This window comes from Aurantiacibacter marinus (assembly GCF_001021555.1).
Classification (GTDB): domain Bacteria; phylum Pseudomonadota; class Alphaproteobacteria; order Sphingomonadales; family Sphingomonadaceae; genus Alteraurantiacibacter; species Alteraurantiacibacter marinus.
Map to the genome: position 1 here is coordinate 402,763 of NZ_LDCP01000001.1, position 16,209 is coordinate 418,971.

General features: G+C 59.6%; 14 protein-coding genes. 9 read left to right on the forward strand and 5 right to left on the reverse strand.

The features are described 5' to 3' along the window. The first annotated feature begins 20 nt into the window (after positions 1 to 20). The 3 genes from AB731_RS01980 to AB731_RS01990 are packed head-to-tail and all read left to right on the forward strand — an operon-like array spanning position 21 to position 4,354. On the forward strand, positions 21 to 1,715 hold the full coding sequence (locus tag AB731_RS01980) for a M1 family metallopeptidase (RefSeq protein ID WP_052768901.1): 1,695 nt from the start codon (positions 21 to 23) through the stop codon (positions 1,713 to 1,715). A gap of 38 nt (positions 1,716 to 1,753) precedes the next feature. Beyond that, positions 1,754 to 2,758 carry a ligase-associated DNA damage response exonuclease gene (locus tag AB731_RS01985; RefSeq protein ID WP_047092631.1) on the forward strand — a complete coding sequence of 335 codons (1,005 nt, stop codon included), beginning with the start codon at positions 1,754 to 1,756 and terminating at the stop codon, positions 2,756 to 2,758. After that, positions 2,759 to 4,354: a cisplatin damage response ATP-dependent DNA ligase gene (locus AB731_RS01990; protein ID WP_047092630.1), complete on the forward strand. Its 1,596-nt coding sequence runs from the start codon at positions 2,759 to 2,761 to the stop codon at positions 4,352 to 4,354. Positions 4,355 to 4,381: 27 nt separating this feature from the next. Here AB731_RS01990 and AB731_RS01995 read toward each other — a convergent pair whose 3' ends face one another. From AB731_RS01995 to AB731_RS02015, 5 genes are all read right to left on the reverse strand, one after another. Further along, positions 4,382 to 4,942, reverse strand: coding sequence for a gamma carbonic anhydrase family protein (locus tag AB731_RS01995; RefSeq protein WP_231638804.1), 561 nt, complete (start codon positions 4,940 to 4,942; stop codon positions 4,382 to 4,384). Next, positions 4,939 to 7,161, reverse strand: coding sequence for a fused MFS/spermidine synthase (locus AB731_RS02000; RefSeq protein ID WP_047092629.1), 2,223 nt, complete (start codon positions 7,159 to 7,161; stop codon positions 4,939 to 4,941). Before AB731_RS02000 ends, AB731_RS01995 begins: the two co-directional genes overlap by 4 nt. Next, positions 7,154 to 7,732 carry a GNAT family N-acetyltransferase gene (locus tag AB731_RS02005; protein WP_047092628.1) on the reverse strand — a complete coding sequence of 193 codons (579 nt, stop codon included), beginning with the start codon at positions 7,730 to 7,732 and terminating at the stop codon, positions 7,154 to 7,156. Before AB731_RS02005 ends, AB731_RS02000 begins: the two co-directional genes overlap by 8 nt. Next, the gene (gene hemB / locus AB731_RS02010; protein WP_047092627.1) at positions 7,725 to 8,720 is read right to left on the reverse strand and encodes a porphobilinogen synthase; all 996 of its coding nucleotides are present in this window, start codon (positions 8,718 to 8,720) and stop codon (positions 7,725 to 7,727) included. The genes AB731_RS02005 and hemB overlap by 8 nt, the downstream gene beginning before the upstream one ends. A gap of 112 nt (positions 8,721 to 8,832) precedes the next feature. After that, complete coding sequence (locus tag AB731_RS02015; RefSeq protein ID WP_047092626.1) at positions 8,833 to 10,497, reverse strand: M23 family metallopeptidase; 1,665 nt, start codon at positions 10,495 to 10,497, stop codon at positions 8,833 to 8,835. A gap of 210 nt (positions 10,498 to 10,707) precedes the next feature. On the opposite strand from AB731_RS02015, the gene AB731_RS02020 reads away from it, so the two are divergent. From AB731_RS02020 to AB731_RS02040, 6 genes are all read left to right on the forward strand, one after another. After that, the gene (locus tag AB731_RS02020) at positions 10,708 to 13,410 is read left to right on the forward strand and encodes a helicase-related protein (protein WP_047092625.1); all 2,703 of its coding nucleotides are present in this window, start codon (positions 10,708 to 10,710) and stop codon (positions 13,408 to 13,410) included. Position 13,411: 1 nt separating this feature from the next. Continuing rightward, positions 13,412 to 13,486, forward strand: a complete 75-nt coding sequence (locus tag AB731_RS14350; RefSeq protein ID WP_156167387.1) for a S4 domain-containing protein — start codon at positions 13,412 to 13,414, stop codon at positions 13,484 to 13,486. Positions 13,487 to 13,717: 231 nt separating this feature from the next. Continuing rightward, a complete protein-coding gene (gene fdxA / locus AB731_RS02030) occupies positions 13,718 to 14,056 on the forward strand; it encodes a ferredoxin FdxA (RefSeq protein ID WP_047092623.1) in 339 nt (112 codons plus the stop codon). Between the two features lie 136 nt (positions 14,057 to 14,192). Then, on the forward strand, positions 14,193 to 14,351 hold the full coding sequence (locus AB731_RS14070; RefSeq protein ID WP_197076208.1) for a hypothetical protein: 159 nt from the start codon (positions 14,193 to 14,195) through the stop codon (positions 14,349 to 14,351). 307 nt (positions 14,352 to 14,658) lie between these two features. Then, positions 14,659 to 15,192 carry a CarD family transcriptional regulator gene (locus tag AB731_RS02035; protein ID WP_047092622.1) on the forward strand — a complete coding sequence of 178 codons (534 nt, stop codon included), beginning with the start codon at positions 14,659 to 14,661 and terminating at the stop codon, positions 15,190 to 15,192. Positions 15,193 to 15,363: 171 nt separating this feature from the next. Then, positions 15,364 to 16,149: a head GIN domain-containing protein gene (locus AB731_RS02040; protein ID WP_047092621.1), complete on the forward strand. Its 786-nt coding sequence runs from the start codon at positions 15,364 to 15,366 to the stop codon at positions 16,147 to 16,149. Positions 16,150 to 16,209 lie beyond the last annotated feature (60 nt).

Below are 16,209 nucleotides of genomic sequence, written 5' to 3' on the forward strand. Positions count from 1 at the left end.
TGGCGGGATAAGCTCCCGCCATGACGTTCCGCTTTCTTGCGCTGTCGCTCTGCGCAGCCACGCTCGCCTTTCCCGTTACCGCTTTCGGTCAAGCCGCACCGCCACTGTCCGAACGGACCGCGCAAAGCGATCTTCCGCTCGACGGACCGCGTGCCGATATGCTGCTGGAGCATGTGACGCTTTCCATCGCGGTCGATCCCGCGAGCCAGAGCATTTCAGCCGAAGGCGTCTACGCAGTGATCATGCGCGGCGGCCAAAGCTCGCTCGCATTCGATCTCGATCCGCGTTTTGATATCGCTTCGATCCAAGTGGATGGTGCAGCGCTTCCCGAAATCGCGTGGAGCAATCCTGATGGCTTGCTGAGCATCGATTTGCCGGCGCCGCTATCGGCGGGCGACAACGTCACTGTCCAAATCGCCTACTCCGGCAGCCCTCACGTTGCCCTGAACGCGCCTTGGGAAGGCGGCTTTGTATGGGACCGCACACCCGCAGACGAGCCATGGATCGCTACCGCCGTGCAAGGCGAGGGTTGCGATATGTTCTGGCCGTGTATCGATCATTCTTCCAGCCGCATCGGCACGATGGATACGCTCGTCACCGTTCCTGACGGCCTGATCGCGGCGGGCAATGGCCGCTTGGTCGAGACTGTCGAAAACGACGATGACACCACGACATTCCACTGGAGTGCGCGCGACCCGAGCAATTACGGCATTTCCCTCCAGATTGGCCCCTATGAGCTGACCGAACGGTTGTACGAAAGCCGCTTTGGCAACACCATCCCGATCCAGTTCTGGCACCTTCCTGGCAATAACAAGGATGCGCGCCGCCTGAATGCGGAAATGGCCAGCTATCTCGACTTTTTCGAGACAACGATCGGCCCTTATCCTTTCGGCGATGAAAAGGCAGGGATCGTAGAAACGCCGCATCTGGGCATGGAGCACCAGACGATCAACGCCTATGGCAACCGGTTCCGGCCCAGCGCCCTGGGCTATGATTGGCTGCTGGCGCATGAATTCGCGCATGAATGGTTCGCCAACCAGCTGACCCATGCAAGCATCAACCACATGTGGCTGCATGAAGGGATCGGCACATGGATGCAGCCACTGTATCTGGGCTGGGCGCGCGGAGAGATGTTTTACGCATCGGAAATGTGGCGCCAGCGGCAGATGATTGGCAGCCGAGTGCCGCTGGTACCCTCTGAAGGCACCTTGCCCGATTACAACGACCGCGAAGCAGGCTGGGGCATCGATATCTACGCCAAGGGAGCGTGGATCATGCACAGCCTGCGTTATCTGGTGGGTGAGGATGTGATCTTCCCTGCGCTGACCCGCCTGACGTATGGCACAGACAATCCGGTGCCCGGAGAAATCGCCCCGATCAACCGCACAACCGACGACTTTCGCGTGATTCTGGAGGAAATGAGCGGGCACGATCTGGATTGGTTCTTCGATGCCTATTTCTACCAAGCCGAATTGCCGCGACTGGTAATTTCGCGCGGCGGCGATCAGTTGACTATGGAATGGCAAAGCCGTTCCGAATTGGCCTTCGAAATGCCGGTCGAACTGCGTTACGGCGGCAGCACCATGCGCATTCCGATGCCGGGCGGGGCGGCCACGATCACATTGCCAGAGGGTACTGGTCATGTGCAGATCGACCCGCGAAACCAGATCCTGAGACATGATGAAGAGATCGTGCGTGCACGGGAAAGCGGTTGATCCCGGAACACCAGCGCGTTCGGCGGATTTCCTAACCGATGTCCGCACCATTTTCCTGGATCAAGCCGCACCCGCACGGGGTCTATGTAGAGCCAGCTGATTGCTGGATTGATCCCTCACGCGCGGTAGACAAGGCTCTGGTCACGCACGGCCACGCCGATCATGCGCGCGGCGGACACGGTGCGACCGTCGCCACTCCTGCAACGCTGGCGATCATGGACCTGCGCTATAACATCCGCGAAAACATCACGCCGGTTGAATATGGCGAGACGGTGCGGCTCACAGGCGGTGTGGACGCGACCTATATTCCGGCAGGCCATGTGCTCGGCAGTGCGCAGATCCTTCTGGAACATGCAGGCGAGCGGGTTGTGATCACCGGCGATTATAAACGCCGTGCTGATCCGACATGCCCTCCCTTCGAAGTCACGCCCTGCGATATCTTCATTACAGAGGCCACGTTCGGACTGCCGCTGTTTGCGCATCCCCCGATCGAGGACGAAATGGCGAAGCTGCTGGACCGTCTGGCGGCTTATCCAGATCGCTGCGTTCTCGTGGGCGCATATGCACTCGGCAAGGCGCAGCGCGTTATCGCGGAGCTGCGTGCAGTCGGCCACACGCAGGCCATCTACCTGCACGGCGCGATGGAAAAGATGTGCCGCCTGTACGAAGATTTCGGCGTCGATCTGGGTGAGCTTCGGATGGTGATGGACCACGACAAGGACGATATGCGCGGCCACATCGTAATCTGCCCGCCATCTGCATTGAACGACCGGTGGAGCCGCCGCCTGCCCGATCCTATCACTGCCATGGCCAGCGGCTGGATGCGGGTGCGAGGGCGCGCCCGGCAACGCAATGTGGAGCTACCGCTGGTCATATCGGACCATGCCGACTGGTTTGAACTCACCCGCACAATCGAAGAAGTGAACCCGCACGAAACCTGGATCACGCATGGCCGCGAGGAAGCTCTGCTGCGCTGGCACCAATTGCATCAGCGCCGCGCCCGCGCGCTGGCGATGGTTGGCCGAGAGGACGAGGACGACTAGGTGGAAGCCTTCGCCGCCCTGCTCGATGCGCTGGTATACACCCGCAGCCGCAATGAGAAACTGCGCCTCATCGCGGAGTATTTGCGCGCCACCCCTGACCCGGATCGCGGCTGGGCAATGGCTGCGCTGACTGACGGGCTGGACTTCAAAGCGGTCAAATCCTCCACCATCCGCAATCTGCTGAAAGAGCGGGTTGATCCGGTGCTGTGGACGCTCAGCCGTGATTTTGTTGGCGATACGGCAGAAACGGCCAGCTTCCTGTGGCCGGAGCCGCTGGGTGAGACGGGCCCGCCGCCGACTGTGAGCGAAGCGGTTGATGCGCTGTCGGCAATGACCCGCGCCAATGTGGCCTCTGAACTTCCGCAATTGCTCGACCGGCTCGACTCCGCTGGCCGCTATGCCTTGTTCAAGCTGGCGACCGGTGGGCTGCGCATTGGCGTGTCCAGTCGCCTTGCCAAAGTCGCCTTTGCGCAGGCCTTCGACGTGTCTGTCGATGCGGTGGAAGAATATTGGCACGCTTTCGGCCCACCCTATTTGGAACTGTTTGCTTGGGCTGCTGACGGAGATGATGCCCCCGACACGGCCCATATCCCTCTGTTCAAGCCCTTCATGCTGGCCCACCCGCTGGAGGAACTGCACGTCGATCTGGCAGACTATGCAGCGGAGTGGAAATGGGACGGTATTCGCGTGCAGCTCGTCCACGTTGCAGGTGAGACGCGGCTTTATTCGCGTTCCGGCGACGATATCTCGGCCACCTTTCCGGAGCTTTTGGGCGCGCTGCAATTGCCAGCCGTACTGGACGGTGAATTGCTGGTGCGCGGCACGGCGCAAGGCGGCGAAACCGGCGGCGCGGCGAGCTTCAATGCCTTGCAGCAACGGCTTGGGCGCAAGACTGTCAGCAAGAAAATGCTGACCGAAAGCCCCGCCTTCGTGCGGTTGTATGACGTACTATCGGTGGATGGCGAGGACTTGCGCGGCCGCGAGTGGCAGCACCGCCGCACCCAACTTGAAGGCCTGATGCCGCGCCTGCCCGATAGCCATTTTGATCTTAGCCAGCTTGTCGAAGCGCGCGATTTCGATCACCTTGCCGAAATACGCGAGGGCACGCGTGATGATGCCATCGAAGGGCTGATGCTGAAGCGGCGCGACAGCCTGTATGTGCCGGGCCGGAAGACCGGGTTGTGGTACAAATGGAAGCGCGATCCCCTGTTGGTGGATTGCGTGCTGATGTATGCGCAGCGCGGCAGCGGGAAACGCTCCAGCTTCTATTCGGACTATACTTTCGGCTGCTGGAATGGCGATCCAGACGCGGGTGCGGACTTGCTGCCAGTGGGGAAGGCCTATTCAGGCTTCACCGATGCAGAGCTCAAGAAACTCGATAAGGTCGTGCGCCAGACAACTCTCAATCGCTTCGGCCCGGTGCGCGAAGTGGAGCGGACGCTGGTGTTCGAAGTCGCGTTTGACAGCGTGCACGAAAGCAAGCGCCACAAATCGGGCCTCGCAATGCGCTTCCCCCGCATCCACCGCGTCCGCTGGGACAAGCCGGTGCACGAAGCGGACCGGATTGAAGCGCTGCGGAAGTTGATCCGGGATTAGGAAGTTGCGCGGCGCTACTTTCTCAGCTCAGCCGTGAATTTGGGCAAGGTGCTTCTGCGCCAGCTTGCAGTACCGCTCGGTCTGGAACCTGATCTTGGCGATCTGCGCTTCATCCAGTGTGCGATAATATTTCGCCGGACGCCCAATCCATATCTCGCCTTCGCCAATATGCTTGTTTGGGCTGAGCAATGCGCCTGCGCCAAGCATCCCGCCTGCCGCAATGCGCGATCCGTCCATCGCCACGGCCCCCATGCCGACAAAAGCGCGGTCTGACAGCTGGCAGCCGTGCACCACCGCCATATGGCCGATTACACAATCTTCACCGATGATCGTGGGTTCGCCGTCAGTATCGGGGCGTGGGCCTTCGACGTGAAAAACGCTGCCGTCCTGTACATTGGACCGCGCGCCGACCTCGATCTTGTGAATATCGCCGCGCAGCACGCAATTGTACCAGACGCTAGCTTTTGGTCCGATGGTCACATCACCAATAATCCGCGCACCGGGCGCAATAAAGGCAGTTTCATGGATTTGCGGCACTTTGCCTTCGAATTCCATGATGGTGGCGCCGGGGAAGCGGGAATCGATCACAAGAAGTTCTCCCACACAAGATAAGGAAGGATTGAAGCGTAATCATCGGTCCATACGGGGCCTTCTGGTGGTTCCAGCTCTCGCCAGCCGCCTTCAGCTTCAAGCGCAGCGATGCGCGCCGGATCACGTGCAAGTGCCACCCAGGTCGAGGCGAACAGCCCGTCTTCCTGAAGTTCGGTGTCCGAGCGGACGACTGCCGCCAGCCCTCGAGATTGCGCCAGCTGCGCAATCACAGGCTCCAGGCGGATATAATTGTTCGAAATGTGCATCACCAGTAGGCCATCATCGCTGGTTGAGCGCAAATATATATCGAGCGCCTCCGCCGTCAGCAGGTGAAGCGGGATGGCATCAGAACTGAAGGCGTCAATCACAAGGATATCGAAGCGGTCCGCATCCATCGCTTCCAGCTCCAGCCGGGCATCTCCGATGATAGTCGGGCTGTCGGGTGCGCAGCGCGAAAGATAGGTGAAATCGCCGCGTTCCGAATAGTGCAGCACTTCCGGGTCGATTTCGAAGAAAGTCCAGTCCTGTCCCTCTTCACGGTAACAAGCCAACGTGCCGACACCCAGGCCAACAACTCCTACTCGGGCATCGGCGCCAAACAATTCGCCCGCCTGCAGCAACGCACGGCCAACTCCCGAGTTGCGGCCATAATAGGCAGTCGGCTCCTGTGCGGCTTCATCCCCTGAACGCTGCACACCGTGAATGGTGGTGCCGTGCATCAGCAGCTTGTCGCCGTCTGGTTCATCCCGAAGTGAATAAATGCCGAAATAGCTGCGTTCGCGGTCGCCTTCAAAGCTGGTCAGCAAGTTGGAAATACCGCCAAGCGACAGCAGCAATACCGCTGTCCCCATCACAAATGACCAGCGCCGCGCCGCCAGCAAAACGGAAAGAAGCAGAATGCCAAGCAACGCCGCCCATTGCACCGCCGACAATTGCGATTGCGCCAATGAGGACTGGAACACGCCTAGTGCGCCATTGAACACAATGAGCAGCGTTGCCCCGAGGAGAATCAAGCCCATTCGTGGATTGCTGAAACGGTCTCCGATCAATTGCTTCCACGGCCCGAGCGGCAACAACGCGGCAGCGGCGAGGATCAGCAACGGGTGCTCCCACGTCCAATCAAACACAACCGGCGCGATCAGCGCCGTGAACAAGCCGCCCAAAACGCCGCCAAGCGACATCACGAGATAGAACCGAGTGAGCTCCGACGCTGGCGGCCTGTATTCATACATCCGCGAATGCAGCGCGACAGCAGTGACGAACAATAGCACGATGCTGGCCACGGCAGCCAGCAGGTCTGCCCGTCCGGCAGAGAACATAGACAGCGAACCATCAACCAGCAGCACAACAGGTGCGAGAAACACGAATATGCCGGCAATTGCGCGTTTTTCCGCAAATGCGATGCTGAAGCTGAGCAAATACAGGCCGAGCGGGATCACCCAGAGCAGCGGCATCGCCATGATATCTGTTGTTAGGAAAGTCGTGGTGGAAAGCATCAGGCCCGAAGGAACGGCCGACAGTGCCAGCCACAACAGAACAGTCTTCCAGGAGGTGCGGTGGGCGGTCACAGCATCTTTTGAAACCATTGCTGCCACAACCGGTGTATCACTTCCGCGCCGCGCCAAGACCGCCGCAATCACAAATACGATCAGCAGGGCATACCCGAACGTCCAGTACAGGCTCTGCGCGCCGATCGAAAGCAAAGGCTCTGCGATAAGTGGATAGGTCAGCAATCCGGCGAAACTTCCCAGATTCGATGCAGCATACAACGGATAAGGGTTGCCGGCATCGGGATGCGCAGCAAACCAGCGCTGGATCAGCGGGGCTTGCGCAGAAATAGCAAAAAACGCCGGGCCAACTGTCAGCATGAACAGCCATGGCACCCATAAGGCCTCCCACCCTGGCGCAGGCGGTGCGATTTCAGCCAGCGCCAATGGCAAGGTCAAACCGCCCAGCAGCAAGATTGCGATATGGACCATCCCTTGTCGCACGAGCGAGAAGCGCCCGATGAAATGGGCATAGGCATATCCACCCAGCAGCAGCGCCTGATACACCAGCATCGCGCTGTTCCAGACGTTGGGCGCCCCACCGAGGCGCGGCAAAGCCATGCGCGCAACCATCGGCTGCACCAGAAACAGCAGAAAACTGCCTGCCAGAATAGTGAGCGTGAACAGCCAGCGGCGCGGGGCAGCGCCGGAAGCTATGGAGCTAGTCATCGGAACGGCGTCCCCATTCCTCCGCAGTAATTGCATAGACAATGGTCGGGTTCAGATCCGCGCCATATCGCGTATCGGTGTAGTCAAGATCAGCGCGGCGTTGCATTCCAAGCTTTTTCATGAGACCCCAGCTCGGCGCATTGCCATCTACCGTAAGCGCCACGATCTCATCTGCGCCGAACCGCGTAAAACCCAAATCGAGCGCGGCAATGGCAGCTTCCTTGGCGTATCCATGGCCCCATGCGTCCTCGCGAAAGCGCCAACCCACTTCCATTGTGTCTGTAACCGAGCTTCCCGGGGCATTGGCGCGCTTGAGCCCGCACATACCCAGCATTTCGCCTGACAGGTGCCCGCCGTCGCCCTTGCGCTCGACCTCCCAGAAAGAAAATCCATGGGCCGCCCTGCATTGTTCGATCCGCGCGATCTGCTCGGCGCGGCCATGCTCGCCCATGATGCCGCCCAGCCAGCGCATAACCGCCGGCGTATCGGTAACACGCCATTGCTCTGCCCAATCCTCCTCGTGCCAATCGCGCAGGATCAGTCTTTCTGTTTCATGACGGAAATCAGCCATGCAGAAGCCGGGCAGCTATCGGTGCGTGATAAGTCAAAACGCCGGAACATCCCGCACGTTTGAATGAAATCAGCTTTTCCATCAGCAAGGCATCGCGGTCCCCGGCCCCTGCGGCAGCACCCGCCTCGATCAGAGCGTATTCGCCGCTTACCTGGTAGGCATACACCGGCACTTCAAAGCGCTGCTTCACGCGGTAAATGATATCGAGATAGGCAAGGCCCGGCTTCACCATCACGCTGTCCGCGCCCTCGGCAATATCCAGTGCGACTTCAGCCAGTGCTTCATCGCCATTGGCCGGGTCCATCTGATACGTTTTCTTGTCGCCCACCAGCCGGTCTCCGCTGCCCACGGCATCGCGGAACGGGCCATAAAAGGCAGAGGCAAATTTGGCCGCATAGGCCATGATCTGGACATTGTGGTGTCCGCCCATTTCCAGCGCCATGCGAATGGCGCGCACACGGCCATCCATCATGTCCGACGGAGCGATAATGTCCGCGCCCGCCTCTGCCTGATTGATCGCCTGGTCGACCAGCATGGCAACGGTATCGTCATTCACGACATAGCCGGCATCGTTCACCAGCCCATCCTGCCCATGCGTGGTATAGGGATCGAGTGCGACATCGGTCAGAACGCCAATATCTTCCCCGCAGGCATCCTTCACCGCCCTGATCGCGCGGCACATCAGATTGTCAGGATTGTGCGCCTCTACCCCATCGTCGGTGCGTAAGGCCTCCTGCGTGTTGGGAAACAGCGCAATGCACGGGATGCCAAGCTCCACCGCTTCTTTGGCGCGCGCTGCAATGCCGTCGACCGACCAGCGCGATACGCCGGGGAGGCTGGAAACAGGATCCTCTACCCCTTTGCCGTCGGTAACGAAAAGCGGCCAGATCAGATCTAACGGGGTGAGCAAGTTTTCGCGCACCATGGCGCGGCTCCAGCCGTTGGCGCGGGTGCGCCGCAGCCGTGTGTTGGGGTAACTTCTGTTCATGGGTCGATGTCCTGCCGGAAAACCGTGAATCGGGCAATGCACGAACACGGCACGTCCGCAGCCCGATCCTCAACCACACCCTCAGCGCAGCCCTCTATCACGCAAAAGCAGCCTAGTTCACGCGCTGGCGGTTCTCGATCCGGTCGATTTCGCGAACCGGCTCCGCAGTCATGCTCGGATCGGGTGCCAAATCGGTGAGCGCCGCGCCGGCTTCGACCAATTGCAGCCTGAGCAATTGCTGACGAAAATTCGCAAGCTGTTCCTGGGAAAGTTGTGCACGGGTCACAAATTCCACCGAGGCCGGATCAATTTTCTGCCCGTTCCGATACATTTCGTAGTGCAGGTGCGGTCCGGTGGAGAGGCCGGTTGAACCAACATAACCGATCACCTGTCCGCGCTCTACACTTTGGCCGTTGCGCACAGAAATACGGCTCATATGCGCATATCCGGTCGACAGGCCGCCGCCATGACGAATGCGCACGAAATTTCCGTAACCGCCATTTCGGCCGGAAAAATCGACGGTTCCGTTGGTCGCAGCATAAATGGGCGTGCCACTGCGAGCGCGAAAATCGAGGCCGGAGTGCATCCGGCGATAACCAAGGATCGGATGGCGGCGCATGCCAAAACGCGAACTGACAGCACCGGGCACGGGGCGGACCAATCCCTCACGCATAGTGCCTTCGCCAGCTGCATCGTAAAATCGTCCGTCGCGCCCGAAACGCATCAGCTGCACTCGCGGCCGGTCCTGACGGATCACAGCAGCATACAGCAGGTCACCGACTTCAACTTCGCCCGTTGCAGCGCGGCGATAATCGATAATCATGTCGAATTCATCGGTCCCGCTGATCTCGCTATCGAGGTTGAGTTCCTTGCCTATCGTTCGCAGGTATTCCTGCACAGCGCTCGGCGGTGCGCCCACGGCGCGGGCAGAGCGGTACAGGCTGTCTCCCACAGTGCCGCGCACGCGCAGCGGAGTCGCATCGACCATGATCGGGCGCGGATCGAGAACCAACTGACCGTTACGGCGCTCAACCGCCAGTTGCAGGTCAAAGCGCGCGCGGAAAGACAGCGCATCGACGGGGCGCGGCTCATTCGCGTTGATGCGGCGACCCAGAGTAATATCAATAGGGGTGCCAGGTTCGATATCGGCCAGCGGAATGGCTGCGGCAATCATGCGGGCGATCTTTGTCGCCTCTTCGGCGCCGACGCCTGCCCGGCGAAGCATCCGGTCAAACCCGTCGCCCTGCGTCAATGTAGCTACCAGATCGAGGCGCGGTCGTTCGGGCGCGCTATCCAGTTCAGCCACAGCAAAAGTCGCGCCCATCCGGCGGCCACTGTCACCGCCAAGGGCAAGCGGCATGATCATCTGGCTGCGGAATTCATCACGCACGCGATCATCGATCCGCATCGCAGGCGCAGCTTCTACGGAGGAAAAGCCCGGCCAGGCCGCAGCAGCCACCGCCGACAGGCACAGCAGCGTTGCCACACCCCGCAGCCACCGCCGCGAACCGATGTCTTCAGCAAGATCCGGTGCCCAATCAGCCGATGCCACCCGCGATGACAGGCGGATACGCCATTCGCGGTACCGGCTGGAAAATGACGTTACCCGGGCAATCCGGCGGCGCGAACTCGGCCTGTCTGTGGAATTGCCCTGATCACCATCATCCAGAACATTATGCACAAGCGCCCCGTCGTTCAAAACCTGCGCATGCGTCAGCTCGGCAGGCGGATAATCGCCTCCCGTTTGCTGCTGCTCGCCTTTGCGGTCTTTGAACAAAATGCGTTCCTTCGTGGTCGATGGGCAGCGATTGCAAATGACTGTTGATGGTGCGACCCGGTCCCGGGCCCCGTGATTGCGCGTAAATCTGGCTGGATAAAGTAAATTTCGCCTTAACGACGACCAAGCGACTCCTGAGCGCGACAAACTGCGTGAAGTGATGCTTTGGTTGCGTATCCCGGCTTGTGCGGCCATGATTCGCAGATAGTGATGCCTTCCCGTTCCGCCCATTCATCCGACAGCCGAATCCGTGCCGTGCTTGGCCCGACCAATACCGGCAAGACGCATCTCGCGATTGAGCGGTTGTGCGGCCATTCGTCGGGCGCCATCGGCTTCCCGCTGCGGCTGCTCGCACGCGAAGTTTATGACAAGGTCTGCGCTATCAAGGGGGAGGCGGCCTGCGCACTGATCACCGGCGAAGAGCGTATCGAACCGCCGAACGCGCGATATTTTCTGTGCACCGCCGAAGCAATGCCGCGCAACGGGTGGAGCAACGAAGGCGGCAAGGCCTTCCTGGCGCTTGATGAAGCGCAGCTCGCCGCTGACCGGGAACGCGGGCATATATTCACCGATCGGCTGCTGAATGCGCGCGGGCGCGAAGAAACCATGCTGCTCGGCTCCGCCACTCTGGAGCCGATGGTGCGCGCCTTGGTGCCAGAAGCGCAGATCGAGGAAAGGCCGCGTTTCTCGACTTTGAGCCATGCCGGATCGACCAAGCTATCGCGGCTGCCCGCACGAAGCGCGATCGTCGCCTTTTCGGTCGAACAAGTTTATCAGGTTGCCGAATTGCTGCGGCGCTTTCGCGGCGGTGCTGCTGTTGTAATGGGCGCACTCAGCCCGCAAACCCGCAACCGCCAGGTCGAATTGTTTCAGTCTGGCGAAGTTGATTACATCGTCGCGACGGACGCGATTGGTATGGGTCTCAATCTGGATGTCCATCATGTGGCATTTGCCGCCCTCTCCAAATTCGATGGTGTACGCAAAAGAAGGCTGACCCCTGCGGAAATGGCGCAAATCGCGGGGCGCGCAGGGCGACACCAGACCGACGGCACGTTCGGCACAATGTCCGGAGGTGGGCGGGGGCGCACGGGATCACCGCTCGAATTCACGGAGGACGAAGTCTTTGCGATCGAGCAGCACCGCTTTGCCCCTGTCACCAAACTCTTTTGGCGCGAGGCGCAACCACGCTTCGACAGCATTGATCTGCTGATCGGAGACCTCGAGGCGCCTCCCCGGCAAGAAGGCTTGGCTCCGGCACCGGAAGCAATCGATCTCGCTGTTCTGAAGCGGCTATCCGAACAGCGCGATGTGGTGGATGGAATCGCGCAGCCAGACAGTGTGCGCCGCTTTTGGGAAGTATGCCAATTGCCTGATTTTCGCCAGCTCGGCCCGGAAGGCCATTCGCGTTTCGTGGCGCGGTTATGGGCCGATTTGCGCGAAGGCCACATCGGCGCGGACTTTGTTGCTGCAAGAATTGGCGAGCTGGGCAATATGGCGGGCGATATCGATACGCTACAAGGCCGCCTTTCCGCCATCCGCAGCTGGGCCTACATTTGTCAGCGACCCGATTGGGTACTCGCCCGCGATGAAATGGCCGCACGGGCAAGGGCTGCCGAGGCGAAATTGTCCGATGCGCTGCACCAGAAATTGACCGAACGTTTCGTAAATCGAAGAACCGCTGTATTGATGCGTGGAATGGGAAAGGATGCAGGTCTCTTGCGCGTAGAATTGCAAAATGATGGTAAGGTGACGGTAGAGGGCCAGCCAATTGGCCATCTCGAGGGATTTCGCTTTGTGGTTGATGACACAGCCAGCACCGAGGACCGCAAGCTGATGCTGGCGGCGGCAGAAAAGCACATGCCCTCTTTGCTGGCGCAAAAGGCTGCCACGCTGATCGGTGAAGAACTGGGTGAACTGCGCATCGCAGGTGGGCAAGTGATGCGGGGTGATCAAACTGTCGCGGCGTTGGAAAAAGGCAAATACGCCGCTGCGCCGCGTCTGGTGATGGCGAAGGAGCTGGGTCAGATGGATCCGGCTCATCGCTCCCGCCTCGAAGAAGCGTTGCAGTTATGGCTGGTGCAGCAACTGGCACCGCTTGCTGCTCTGCGCGGTCTGGAGGAGGCCGCGAATGATCCCGATACCGGAACCGAAGTGCGGGCGCTGCTGCTGACGCTGGCAGAACGCGGCGGCACCGTGCGGCGTGAAGATGCCGGATTGGCGCATGTCCCCAAGGAAAAGCGCCCGCTGCTGCGCCGCCTTGGCGTCATTATCGGTTCGCTCGATGTGTATATGCCCGCAATGCTCAAACCCGCTCCGCGCCAGCTCCTGCGCGAGCTTGGTGTCGACCGTCGCGATCTGCGCGAAGCGATGGAGGCCGTGATCGAAGGCGGCAAGCAATTGCCCGCAGGTTATCGCAATGCCGGGAACCAGGCGATTCGTATCGATATGGCCGAAAAGCTGTTCCGCGCTGCGCACGAACAGCGGGCCAAGGCGCAAACTGCGCAGGACAAGAGCTCGCGCGGGTTCAGTGTTGATGTCGCCCTTGCCACCAGCATGGGCCTTGCGGCGGAAAACTTCCTCGCCCTGATGAAGGACGCTGGCTTTCGCAAGGGAGAGGCGGTTTTGCTTGCAGACAGCATGTTTGGCCCGCCGCGACCGGCGCCCTGGACATGGCGCGCACCGCGCAAGGATTCGTTGCAGAACGTCCGCCCGCGCCGCCGCGGAGGCAATCGCAAGCCCGCTGAAAAGGGTGGCAACAATCAGAGCGGAAAGAGGCCCGAAAAGGGTTCAACCTCTGCAAATCGCGCGCAAGGCGGGGAAAGTCGCCGCAAGCCACCCGCTCCCAGAAAGCCCGCAAGCGGGCCGGCCACCAGCAAGGCGCTCGCCGGATTGGCCGATCTGCTGAAAGGCTGACATGCGGGTCGACCTGCTGTTGTGCCGCCTGCGTTTTTCAAAAAGTCGCGCGGTGGCGCAGCGCTGGATCGACTAAGGCCATATCCGCTGCAACGGGGTTCGCGTTTCGAGCAGTGATCATGGTGTTGGGCCCGTCGATATCCTTACCCTTCCCATCGGGCGCGTGGTGAAAGTCATTGCCATCGAAGCCCTGCCCGATCGCCGCGGTCCTGCGGCAGAGGCACAGTCGCATTACCGCACTCTCCCTTGACGCTGGCGTTTCATTCGCCATAGCAAGTGGCAGCAACCAGGAAGGATTTAAGTACCCATGACTTATGTCGTCACCGACGCCTGTATCAAATGCAAATACACCGACTGCGTCGAGGTCTGCCCTGTGGACTGCTTCTACGAAGGCGAGAACATGCTCGTCATCAATCCGTCGGAATGTATCGATTGCGGCGTATGTGAACCTGAATGCCCGGCCGAGGCGATCCTGCCGGATACCGAAGACGGCCAGGAAAAATGGCTTGAGCTGAATACGAAATTTTCCGCCGAATGGCCGAACATCACCGAAAAGAAAGATCCGCCCGAAGATGCGGACGAATTCAAGGGTGCTGAAGGCAAGTTCGAAAAGTTCTTCTCGGCAGAACCGGGCGAAGGCGACTAGTTTCCAGCTGAAGCGAGAATTGCTGCGACATTGCGGACGAATTCCGCCGCATGCTTTCGCATCAGTGGATCGGGAGCCATTTGGGCTACCGGTTCGGCCCATTGCACCGAACGGTGCAATGCAATTCTCCGAATCCATGGAAGCGCGCGCATGTGCCGATGCGGCAATTTCCGCCGAAGGCGTAGGCCTATCCGTGAAAATTGCTGAGCAGTTGGGAAAAGCCCTGCGCGGCTGGGAAAACTACAATCAGCGCGGCGAGTGCAAGTGTCGTACGCGCCTCCTTGCATCCTTCTAAAGGACAAAGCTGTTTTCTCACAAGATGTTACCAGCCAACCATGACTAGCAATCGGGTGCTTGAGTCCAAATACCGGTGATGTTCAGCGCGTAAAATGCCCCCCTGTTCGCGCCTGCAGCACCAGACTGGAATTTATGACCCGAATCTGCTATATACTTCGTGGACTGTACACCCTGCAGGGGTGACCAGCATCTAGGAAAGCAGGTCGTCGCTTCACGAACAGGCTTGAAAACAACCGACCGCGTCTGTTTGCGGAACGGTTCTTGTCACGCCAAAGCGAGCGATTTGCGAATGAAAGGAATACCGTATGGCCGCGAATGCGACCGCTTTTGAAGTTGGCGATTATGTTGTCTACCCCAAGCACGGTGTGGGACGCGTCATCGAACTGCAAAATGAAGAAATCGCCGGCATGCAGCTGGAACTTTATGTGCTGCGTTTCGAAAAAGAGCGCATGACGCTCCGCGTACCGACCAACAAGGTCGAAGCGATCGGGATGCGCAAGCTTTCCAGCGACAAGACCCTGAAGGAAGCCATGGAAACCCTGAAGGGCAAGCCCAAGGTCAAGCGCACCATGTGGAGCCGCCGTGCCCAGGAATATGAAGCAAAGATCAATTCCGGCGAAATCGTCCTGATCGCAGAGGTAACGCGCGATCTTTTCCGCCCGGAAGACCAGCCCGAGCAGAGCTATTCCGAACGGCAGATCTTCGAAGCCGCATCCAGCCGCCTTGCGCGGGAACTGGCTGCGATGGAGAAAACTGATGAGCCGACAGCGCTCACCAAGATTCTCGACGTGCTCAAAGAGCATGCGCCGCAATATTACGAAAATTCTGACGACGACTAAGGTCGCCTGATCAAGTTTGAAGTCCAAAAGGGCCGTTCGCCATGTGCGAGCGGCCCTTTTTCATGCGCGGTCGCGGTTTCGGCAAAGCGATGCCATTCATCTACCAGCGACTTTGCCCGATTGCCAGGATGCGTGTATTGCCTGAGCAACACACAAAGCAGGAGGACTGGAATGGGTATTGCAAAAATGGTTCGAAGGATTGGCCCCTTCATCGCACTGGCCGCAGCCGCCGGGCTCGCTGGCTGCGATGGGATGGACGTCACGATCAATGGCGAGGAAGGCGTGCCTCTTGCAGAATTGGATATGAGCGGTGATGCGCCGATCGGCGTGGCACTGGGCGGTTCGGATACCGTGAATATTACGGCTGGCGATGAATTCACGATCGAAGTTGAAGGCAGCGATGCCGCCGCAGATCGTCTTCGCTTCATGCTGGAGGATGGCACATTGGCCATCGGCCGGGAGGAGGGAAGTTGGAGCGACAGTGACGTTGCCACAATCAATGTCACCATGCCTGCACCATCCATGATCGCCATAGGCGGTTCGGGCCAGATAACGGCAGACACGATGGACAGCAATGCAGAAATCGTAGTCGGCGGCTCCGGCTCCGCGACGGTCGGGACCTTGGAATCTGAATCGCTCGAAATCGTCATTGGCGGCAGCGGTAGCGTTTCCGCAGCGGGCAGCGCAGACAGGCTGGAAATCACCATCGGCGGCAATGGTTCTGCAATGATGCCCGACCTTCGCACAGAGTGGGCTGAAATCAATATTGGCGGGTCAGGAAATGCAAGCTTCGCCTCAGACGGGACGGTCGAGGCGAACATAGGCGGATCGGGCAATATCCGTGTCTACGGAACGGCCAGTTGCGAACTCAACTCCATCGGTTCTGGCGAACTTGTCTGCGAACCGGCAGACGATGCGCCCGAAGCGAGCATTGACGAGGCAGCAAACGAAAGCTGATCCGGAACGCTTCAGCGTAAATCCGTTGCGGCATAGACAGTTACAAGGCAAAAAACGGCT